This window comes from Nostoc sp. PCC 9305 (genome assembly GCF_963920915.1).
Classification (GTDB): domain Bacteria; phylum Cyanobacteriota; class Cyanobacteriia; order Cyanobacteriales; family Nostocaceae; genus Nostoc.
Genome location: NZ_CAWUDN010000180.1, coordinates 1 through 9162, shown reverse-complemented (window position 1 = coordinate 9162; position 9162 = coordinate 1). Strand labels below are relative to the sequence as shown.

The following is a 9162-nucleotide window of genomic DNA, read 5'->3' as shown; positions in this document are numbered from 1 at the left end:
GGGGGATCTACGACGATTTTGGTTTTCTAGAAAGATGTGTGTACACCGTAGCCCCTTTAATGGAGTATGAACCTTTAATGGTTTGTACTCTATTATTTTTTGTATGGGTTTTATGCGATCGCCAATTCATCATCTAAGGGACTTCCAAATAAAAAAACATCCCAAATTTTCTTGTGGGATGGGTGTCCCCACCATTGGTGTCAAGTTAAGCTCAAACTTACTATGTCAATAAGCATTTAGGCTTAAAAATTCGCTTTGAAAGGGACAAAAAACGAACTTTTTCAGGGACTATTAATGCTTTGTTTCTTAGCATCACTCCCAACTTGTGTATAGAAGTCAGAAAAAGTTCACCTTTATACTTCGTTTTTAACAAAACCTATCGTTGACAAATGGATTTTAACCTTAAGTTGACACTAATGGTGTCCCCACCCGTCCCAGATTTAGGGCGCTCATGTTGCCATACGTGTCAACTTAAGCTAGAAATGGCTTCACTGTTGGCTTCATCACCCGCCTAGAACTAAAGTTCCAGGCTAACAGCTCAAGTCATCTAAAGATGACTAAAGATTTTCCGGGATATTTAGTCATCTTTTAGATGACTTTTGCTATGAGCAAGGAACTGAAGTTCCTTGCGGGACATCGGTTTTACGTTAAATTGACACCAATGTCATGTTGCCCACCCCACAAAATGGATAATTTATTTCTTGGAAGTCCCTAAAGCATTCCCAATATCTCTAATGCTGTGTCCAAATGCCATTTAACCCGATAGAGTCCAAACAGTTTCTCTTGACTGTACCGTGCTGGGTACTCTAGTTTCCTCCCCTCCATCGTCACCTTGAGCAATGCTGACTGCTCTGGTGTCGGTGTTCCCATAGCTTCTAGTGTCGCTTCTAGCGCTTCTACTTGAGAAAGCAAAAGCATAGGAGACTTCAATCCTTTATTGTCCGACACTTGCTTGCAGGCTATAACACGGAAGGTCAGCAGTGCATTAATGTATGATGCCTTATCAGCAGGGTTTCCTATTGCTTGGATGCCATACTGTATCAGACATAAATCGCGTAACGCTCTCAAGCTTTTAACTTCTAATTCTGTGCGCGTAAACATAAAATAGAGTTACCTCTTGTAAAAGTGGGAATCGGTGGGCAACAAGTTTCTCAGGCTAAGATGCCCATCAATTTAACATTCTCCACTGATATACACGTGGAGAATAACTTTATTTGTATTTCTATACAATGTCTAAAAATAAAGGTAATCCAGATAACTTAAAGCCATTTACCACAGACAGAGAGCGACCACTAACTGAATATCTACATTTGCGTGTCACTAAAGAAATGAAGGAAGAAGTGAAAGCTAAAGACGATCCTCCTGAATTTTGCCGTCAAGCTATCCAAGAGAAGCTAGATAGAGATAAGTAACAAAAAGTTGTTAGAGTAATAGTCCAAGAACTTTAAGAATATAAATACAGATAGCTTCCTGTGCCTCCCCTGCCCCTTTGCCCCTCTGCCCCCTTCCCCTTATCATGTAATGCCCCTTGCCTATCCACGCCGTCAACGGCAACTCGAAAGTTTAGTCCAAAAATTAGGTTTGTCGCTAGAAGCACCTATAAAGTGGGAATTGCTAGATTTAGCGCTAACTCATCCCACTGTCTCTGATTCGGCAAATTATGAACAGCTGGAATTTGTTGGCGATGCAGTGGTGCGGCTGGTGTCGGCTGTTGTGTTATGGGAAAATTATCCCGATTGTCCAGTAGGGGATTTTGCGGCAATTCGTTCGGTGTTGGTGAGCGATCGCATTCTCGCCCAATTGGCCAGAGTTTATGGTTTGGAGTTATACTTACTAGTCGCTGGTAGTGCTACCGCCGATAAAGTTGGTCTAGAGTCACGACTGGCAGATGCTTTTGAAGCCGTTCTGGGTGCGCTTTACTTAAGTACTCAAAATCTGGAATTGATTCGCTCTTGGCTAGATCCCCACTTTCACGAACTAGCAACAGAAATTCGCCTCGATCCTGCCAGACTTAATTACAAAGCTGCTCTCCAAGAATGGACTCAGGCGCAATTTAAAGTTTTACCAGAATATCGGGTTATGGAAGTAACTCAACCGCATCGCAATCAAGAACGTTTTCTGGCTGAAGTGTGGCTGCACGGAAACAAACTCGGAGAAGGTAAGGGGCGATCGATCAAAACTGCTGAACAAGCCGCAGCTAAAGTAGCTTTTTTAGCAATTTCTAATCCGCAAATACCCTGAGCTTAAAAGAAGGGCGATTAGTCGATAATCAGTTGATTGTCAGTGGTCATTTGTCCCTCATCCTTTGTATACAAATAACTAATGACAAATGACAAGTGACAAATGATTAATAACTAATGACAAATCAAATTAAAATTGCTGTCATCGGAGTTGGGCGTTGGGGAGTGCATCTGCTGCGAAATTTTTTAGCAAATCCCCAAGCAAATGTAGTTGCTGTAGTAGACCCCCATCCAGAAAGATTAGCGGCGGTAAAGCAGCAGTTTAACTTAGATGAAAATGTACTATTAACAACCCAGTGGCAGGATTTAAAGACAGTGTCAGGGTTGACAGGAGTGGCGATCGCAACTCCTGCTACCACCCACTATGCTTTAATTAAAGACTCTCTCAAACAGGGATACCATGTTTTGGCAGAAAAGCCCCTAACTCTCAATCCAGCAGAATGTCGGGAACTTTGCCATTTAGCAGAGCAGCATAATTTAATACTAACTGTTGACCATACTTATTTATTTCATCCAGCGGTTGAGCGAGGAAAAGCTGTAGTACAAGCAGGTAAATTAGGTGATTTACGCTATGGCTACGCCACCCGCACCCATTTAGGGCCTGTCCGTCAAGATGTTGATGCGCTGTGGGACTTAGCCATTCACGATATTGCTATATTTAACGCTTGGCTGGGTCAAATTCCTGTGCAAGTACAAGCAACGGGTACGGTGTGGCTACAGGGAGCAGGGGGGCAGGGGAGCAGGGGGGCAGAGGTGAGTCCATATACAGAGTCTGTGCCTCAAGGTTTGGCTGATTTAGTATGGCTGACACTCACATACCCAGATGGCTTTCAAGCTTATATTCATTTGTGCTGGCTGAATCCTGATAAACAGCGACGGCTGGGGATTGTAGGTAGCCTTGGCAGCTTGATTTTTGATGAAATGTCAATATCATCACCCCTAACCCTGCTACATGGTGAGTTTGAACAGCAAGGGAATCAATTTATTCCTGTTAATCAAAGGCAGATAGTGCTGGAATTAGAGCCAGGAGAACCATTGGGGCGAGTTTGCTCCTCCTTTGTTGGCTCTATTCTCAACAATACTCCCTCAGAGATTTCGTCTGGCTGGGTAGGCACTGAGTTAGTAGAAATTCTTGCTGCTCTAACATTATCTCTTAGCCAAGGCGGTAAACCTGTTTTTTTGAGCGATCGCATTGTCAAGGAGCAAAAGTTTCAGGAGTACTGATGAATATGGACTTTTGACTAAATTACTTCTTAAAAGTCCCATTTGCACAAACTTTTGCTTTTGGAAGGCTTACCAAGATAGTTTGCAGGGGCGAAAGACGAATCTCGCAAGTCTCATTTCCAAATAGCAATTTGGACTTCGGGAACTTTTCTTTGTCTACCTCTACTTTCACAGACTTGTCGATCCCCAAAGAAGAACTTCCCCCAGATTCCTGTAGGTTGGGGTAGCGGCTTGCCTTTACTGGCTCATTCCCAGAGGAGAATCCCAAATCCCCGACATTTGCTTCTTTATTTGGAACAGCTAACTGCGAGATATCAATCAAAGGTAAGGTAATTTTCAGTGTCGTACCTTGATGAAGTCCTGCACTCTCAAGAGTAATGCTACCTCCCATGAGTTCGATTAAGTTTCGTGAAATCGCTAGTCCTAGTCCAGTACCTTCAAACTGACGCGTTGTAGTGCCATTCACCATTACAAAGGGGCGAAATAGTTTGTGCTGTTGAGTCGGATCGATGCCTATACCTGTATCTTTGACAGCTACTACTACCTGAGATGTACCATTGCTAGATTGAATTTCTGTAGTAATGGTGATGCTGCCGGTGTCGGTGAACTTAGTGGCGTTGCCGATAACATTAATCAGCACTTGCTTCAGTTTTCCCGCGTCTGCCTTAATTGGGATCGCTTTGGAAGTTAACTCACATTTCAATTGCAAGCCCTTTTGTTGGACATTAACTGATTGTAAATTAATTACCTCTAACAATAGTTGTCGGAGGTCAATAGGCGTGGAAACAACTGAAAGCTTACCTGCTTCGATTTTAGAAATGTCGAGTAAATCATTAATAATACCTAACAAGTGAATCGTCGTTTCATCGGCACGTTTGAGAAACTCCATTTCTTCTTCTCGGTCATCACATAAGCCTTCTTCAACCAGGCGAATACAGTTAATAATAATATTTAATGGGTTTCTCAATTCATGGGAAGTCGTAGCCAAAAACTGGCTTTTAATCTGGTTAGCACTTTTTGCTTCTTTCCAAGCTATTTCCAGTTCTTCCGAGCCAGCTTTCAGCCGTTCTACCATTTGGTCTAATGCTTGGGCCAGTTGATTGAATTCCCGAATTTGAAAATTGTGCGGAACTGGTTGTGCGGCATGGTGAGAGTGAATATTCAGAGCGTAGTCTCGCAATTCTTCTACAGGACGGGCCAAGTAAGGAGCTAAATACAGGGATGCTAACAAACTTGCGCCAATCAAACCAACTGTCAAAACAATGAGAATTAATTTGATTTCCTCTAAACCAAACAGCGCATTATCGACACTACTAACAGCTAAAACTATCCATTTTTGCTGTTGCTGTTGAGTAAGTGGATTTGCAATAACTGTATAGCCAGCGACTAATTCTTCTCCCTGTCTAAAAGACAAACTTATCGAATCGTTTTTTCCCGTAATTGCATTTTTAATTATGCTTTTGATTTGGGAAGCATGAGGGTGCTGAGTGATATTAGTTCCCACCCAATCTGTGAATGGGTGTGCCAAAATTGTGCCATCTTCAGCAATCACTACCATAGCGCCTGTGAGCGATCCCGGCGGATTTCTGGTTTGTTGGTACAATGCAGACTGAATACTTAAGCTGTAAATTAAATTTCTTCGGCTATCAGAAACTGGTGCAGATAAAACTACTTGCAGTTGATTTTGTGCATTTCTTTTTCCAGTCGTTCCTGCTTTTGGCGGGAAGATTGCTTTGACATCAATTCCATCACTAGGCAAAGGTAATCTCAATTCGCCAATTTCTCGATCTCCACAGCTACTAGCAATTATCTTGTGGTTTAGGAGATTTGTTAATTGGATGCACTCAATACTGGCTGGAAGTTGTTGCCTTAACTGCGTGAGAAATTCTTGCTCTTGTATAGGCGAACCCGACGGAATAACCGTTGTTTTGCTTACACTCTGCAAATTAGCTTTTAAGATTGCGATCGCATCACCAATTCTCTCCCCTTTACTGATGGCGCTTTCTGTTAAATTTTGCCGTGCAGTTCTCAATATACTAGTACGTGCCTTATTCAAGGCAACAATTTCGCCTACAAGCAAAACTGGAACAAACAGCAGCAATATTCTCGTTACTAAAATTCGACGGAAGGAAGATTGGCGGGAATTAGTCATCGAGTGTCTCACTTTGCACCTGCAATCTACAACACCAAAGATATGCAATTAAATCAGCTAGATGAGACATTTTATTAAATTATCAGAATTTTATTTTCAATGTTTAAAAATAACAAATTGCTATAATTCAAAAAGAAACGTAGTATACCAAAACTCGTATATGCTAGATGTAGAAGCGATTTGTGTTGCATATCAATACAGTGGTGAAATTATAAAACAGTAGCTTGCAGGTATGGTTTTTTTTGAAAATCTACACACGACTAAAGTAAATATTAAAACTATCAAATCAATTTAATGTTGCAACATCGTCCTCATACTACAGTTGTTTTAGCAATGAGTGCAGATGGCAAGATAGCAGATTTTAAGCGATCGCCTGCTCGGTTTGGTTCAAGGGTTGATAAAGCGCACTTAGAAAAACAAATTGCTGCCTCTGATGCCGTTTTGTTCGGTGCTGGTACTCTGGACGCTTATGGAACAACACTTACTGTAACCGATCCAACTCTAGTGCAACTTCGGGCGCAAGGAGGGAAGCCTCGGCAACCAGTTCATATAGTGATTACAAACTCTGCAAACCTTAATCCGGAAATTCACTTTTTTAAGCAACCAGTTAGACGATGGCTACTCACTACAACAGCAGGGGAATTTTCGTGGAAAGAACGCTTACAGACGCTTCACTCAACGCTGGGAATCGGAGTACAAGAGTACCCTCCAGAATTTGAGAAGATTCTGGTTTTTGAAACACCAACGCAAGAAATTGACATTCTCGCAGCCTTGAAGCAACTAGCCACTCTACATATAACACGCTTGGCGGTCTTGGGTGGAGGTGAATTAGTCGCTTCCTTGCTGGAATTAGACTTAATTGATGAATTATGGCTAACAGTCTGTCCGCTGATTTTAGGTGGCAATACTGCACCCACACCTGTCGAAGGGAAAGGATTTTTACCTGATTTGGCTCCTAAATTACAACTCATAGAAGCTCATACAGTTGAGCAAGAGGTGTTTTTGCACTATCGCCTGCAACGACCAGCAGATTAGATTACGCTAAGTTAAGTTATTTATTGGGGATGGGGCATTGGGCACAAGAGGCAGAGAGGCGGAGGGGCAGAGGGGAAAGACTTACTGCTACTTCTCCTCTGCTCCCCTGCTCCCCTGCTCCCCTGCTCCCCACTCCCCACTCCCTACTCCCTACTCCTCTAAGATGGTGGAACAACTTAAGCCTCGCTATTCTGTCGTTTGGACGAACAAAATCGCTGAAGTACCCCAAAATGCCTGGAATGCTTTGGCAATGCCACTCAAAACGCCATTTTTAGAATGGGAGTGGCTGAATAATCTCGAAACTTCCCAGAGTGTTACCGCTAAAACTGGTTGGTTGCCAAATCACTTGACACTGTGGCGAGATAAAACGCTGATTGCTGCTGCGCCACTTTATCTTAAAGGACATAGTTCTGGTGAATTTGTTTTCGATCACCAATGGGCAGAGTTAGCCGATCGCATCGGAGTTCAATATTACCCAAAATTGCTGGGAATGACACCATTCACCCCAGCAGAAGGTTATCGCTTCTTAATCGCCCCAGGAGAAGACGAGGATGAAATCACAGCGCTGATGGTGCATGAAATTGACACTTTTTGCTCCAAAAATCGAATTTCTGGGTGTCATTTTCTCTACGTCGATCCCCAATGGCGTCCGATGCTGGAACGGCATGGCTTTACAACTTGGCTGCACCACAGCTATATCTGGGAAAATGCTGATTTTAAAACTTTTGATGATTACTTGAAGGTGTTTAACGCTAATCAGCGCCGCAATATCAAGCGGGAACGCAAAGCTGTGGAGAAAGCAGGTTTACGATTGCAACCGCTGAGTGGGGATCAAATTCCTCAGTCTTTGTTTCCCTTAATGCACCAATTCTATGCTGACACCTGTGATAAGTTTGGCTGGTGGGGTAGCAAGTATCTTACACGGAGATTTTTTGAGCAGCTACACACCGATTATCGCCATCGAGTCTTGTTTATTGCCGCATATAGCGAGGAAGATGATTCTCATCCTTTAGGAATGTCTTTTTGTTTATTTAAAGATGACAAACTCTACGGACGCTATTGGGGAAGTTTTCAAGAAATAGATTGCTTACATTTTGATGCTTGCTATTATGCGCCGATTGAGTGGGCGATCGCTAACGGCATCCAAATTTTTGACCCTGGCGCGGGTGGGCGACACAAAAAACGCCGTGGTTTCCCCGCTATGCCTAATCACAGTTTGCACCGCTTTTACAATAATCGTTTAGGACAAATTATTCGTCCCTATATTAAGGAAGTGAATCAACTCGAACAGCAGCAGATTGAGGCAATTAATGCAGAGTTGCCATTTAGTGAGAAAAATGCTTGAGGAAAAGGAACTACTTTCGTAACATCACTGCGTAAGTCCTAATAAGTTCAGGAAAATATTTATGGCTCATGTGAATCGTGATGAGTTGATTAGAAGATATGCTGCTGGGGAAAGAAACTTTTCTGGAGTCAACTTGGACGTAGATTTGTCGGGGATTGATCTGAGTGGTGCTGACTTAACTGGGAATAATATGGAGGAGTTCTATCTTGCTAGTGCTATTTTGAAGGCAGTTAGTTTAGTTAATGCCAAATTGTTTGAAGCCTGTCTGAATAGTGCCGATTTGACCGAAGCCGATCTTAGAGGAGCAGACTTGCGACGTGCTAGCATCAATGTTGCTAACTTGACTAATACAGACTTGAGAGGAGCGAGATTTCACAACACTAGCTTCCATAAGGCTGATTTAATCGGGGCTAACTTGAGCGGAACTGATTTGGGGGGATGCGACTTCTGGGAAGCTGATTTGACTGGAGCTAATTTGGAAGGAGCTAATTTGCGTCGCACTACTTTTCGTAACACCATCATGCCAGATGGCACTATTCGGAATAGTTGAGTCTAATTCTTTAATTTTCTTTTAAGTAAAAGGAATCAAAAATATCTGAAAGATATCAAGAAGACTAAGGAGGATAGGAATTACACTTGATATAGAGTGTAAAAACCCTCAAGAAAGAAAATTTCTTTTTATAATGCTTATGGATTTAATAGTTGAAGATTTAGCCGCAATTGATGATAAACTTTCCCAGCGTCATATTGACCTAGATCCCGGTGGATATTTCATTATTTACTTAGATCGAGACGCAGGGTTAATTTATGCCAAGCATTTTACAAATGTGATTGACGATCGCGGTTTAGCTGTCGATCCCGAAACGGGAAAGGTAATTCCGGCGCGAGCAAAGGTAGAACGAACTCATACAACAGTTTTTAGCGCCAGAACGGCGAAAGAACTTTGCGTGAAAATTTTTGAAGAAACTCAGCCCACTTTGGTAACTCAATTAGATCATGCAGCTTATCTGGGTCGAGAATTTGTTCGGGCTGAGGTAGCTTTAGTTACAGGGCAAGAGTATGTTCAAGATTAAAGTTAGGAGTGAGGAGTTAAAAGTTAAGAGTTACAAATTCCTAACTCCTAACTCCTAACTCCTAACTCCTAACTCCTAACTCCTAACTCCTAA

At 42.3% G+C, this 9162-nt stretch carries 9 protein-coding genes; 7 read left to right on the top strand and 2 right to left on the bottom strand.

The window, feature by feature from the left end:
- Positions 1-711 precede the first annotated feature (711 nt).
- Complete coding sequence (locus ACM0OX_RS34205; protein ID WP_414519487.1) at positions 712-1101, bottom strand: hypothetical protein; 390 nt, start codon at positions 1099-1101, stop codon at positions 712-714.
- Between the two features lie 128 nt (positions 1102-1229).
- On the opposite strand from ACM0OX_RS34205, the gene ACM0OX_RS34200 reads away from it, so the two are divergent.
- The 3 genes from ACM0OX_RS34200 to ACM0OX_RS34190 all read left to right on the top strand — a co-directional run bounded on the left by ACM0OX_RS34200 (position 1230) and on the right by ACM0OX_RS34190 (position 3464).
- Positions 1230-1412 (top strand): hypothetical protein, encoded by a 183-nt coding sequence (locus ACM0OX_RS34200; RefSeq protein WP_334906029.1) that lies wholly within the window; start codon positions 1230-1232, stop codon positions 1410-1412.
- Between the two features lie 109 nt (positions 1413-1521).
- On the top strand, positions 1522-2241 hold the full coding sequence (gene rnc / locus ACM0OX_RS34195; protein WP_414519486.1) for a ribonuclease III: 720 nt from the start codon (positions 1522-1524) through the stop codon (positions 2239-2241).
- Between the two features lie 116 nt (positions 2242-2357).
- Positions 2358-3464: a Gfo/Idh/MocA family protein gene (locus ACM0OX_RS34190; RefSeq protein ID WP_414519484.1), complete on the top strand. Its 1107-nt coding sequence runs from the start codon at positions 2358-2360 to the stop codon at positions 3462-3464.
- A 22-nt stretch (positions 3465-3486) separates the two neighbouring features.
- On the opposite strand, the gene ACM0OX_RS34185 is transcribed toward ACM0OX_RS34190, so the two are convergent.
- Positions 3487-5616, bottom strand: coding sequence for an ATP-binding protein (locus tag ACM0OX_RS34185; protein ID WP_414519482.1), 2130 nt, complete (start codon positions 5614-5616; stop codon positions 3487-3489).
- 294 nt (positions 5617-5910) lie between these two features.
- Here ACM0OX_RS34185 and ACM0OX_RS34180 point away from each other — a divergent pair, with 294 nt between their 5' ends.
- The 4 genes from ACM0OX_RS34180 (at position 5911) to ACM0OX_RS34165 (ending at position 9069) form a co-directional block, all read left to right on the top strand.
- Complete coding sequence (locus tag ACM0OX_RS34180; RefSeq protein ID WP_414519480.1) at positions 5911-6651, top strand: RibD family protein; 741 nt, start codon at positions 5911-5913, stop codon at positions 6649-6651.
- 163 nt (positions 6652-6814) lie between these two features.
- Positions 6815-7996 carry a GNAT family N-acetyltransferase gene (locus tag ACM0OX_RS34175; RefSeq protein ID WP_414519478.1) on the top strand — a complete coding sequence of 394 codons (1182 nt, stop codon included), beginning with the start codon at positions 6815-6817 and terminating at the stop codon, positions 7994-7996.
- A gap of 61 nt (positions 7997-8057) precedes the next feature.
- The gene (locus tag ACM0OX_RS34170) at positions 8058-8546 is read left to right on the top strand and encodes a pentapeptide repeat-containing protein (RefSeq protein ID WP_414519476.1); all 489 of its coding nucleotides are present in this window, start codon (positions 8058-8060) and stop codon (positions 8544-8546) included.
- Between the two features lie 139 nt (positions 8547-8685).
- Positions 8686-9069 (top strand): DUF4346 domain-containing protein, encoded by a 384-nt coding sequence (locus ACM0OX_RS34165; protein ID WP_334838966.1) that lies wholly within the window; start codon positions 8686-8688, stop codon positions 9067-9069.
- Positions 9070-9162 lie beyond the last annotated feature (93 nt).

Bases quoted from the DNA above. Each gene is read 5' to 3' on its own strand.
- ACM0OX_RS34180 (WP_414519480.1), top strand. From the start codon at position 5,911: ATGTTGCAACATCGTCCTCATACTACAGTTGTTTTAGCAATGAGTGCA.
- rnc (WP_414519486.1), top strand. From the start codon at position 1,522: ATGCCCCTTGCCTATCCACGCCGTCAACGGCAACTCGAAAGTTTAGTC.
- ACM0OX_RS34175 (WP_414519478.1), top strand. From the start codon at position 6,815: ATGGTGGAACAACTTAAGCCTCGCTATTCTGTCGTTTGGACGAACAAA.
- ACM0OX_RS34200 (WP_334906029.1), top strand. From the start codon at position 1,230: ATGTCTAAAAATAAAGGTAATCCAGATAACTTAAAGCCATTTACCACA.
- ACM0OX_RS34185 (WP_414519482.1), bottom strand. From the start codon at position 5,616: ATGACTAATTCCCGCCAATCTTCCTTCCGTCGAATTTTAGTAACGAGA.
- ACM0OX_RS34170 (WP_414519476.1), top strand. From the start codon at position 8,058: ATGGCTCATGTGAATCGTGATGAGTTGATTAGAAGATATGCTGCTGGG.
- ACM0OX_RS34205 (WP_414519487.1), bottom strand. From the start codon at position 1,101: ATGTTTACGCGCACAGAATTAGAAGTTAAAAGCTTGAGAGCGTTACGC.
- ACM0OX_RS34165 (WP_334838966.1), top strand. From the start codon at position 8,686: ATGGATTTAATAGTTGAAGATTTAGCCGCAATTGATGATAAACTTTCC.
- ACM0OX_RS34190 (WP_414519484.1), top strand. From the start codon at position 2,358: ATGACAAATCAAATTAAAATTGCTGTCATCGGAGTTGGGCGTTGGGGA.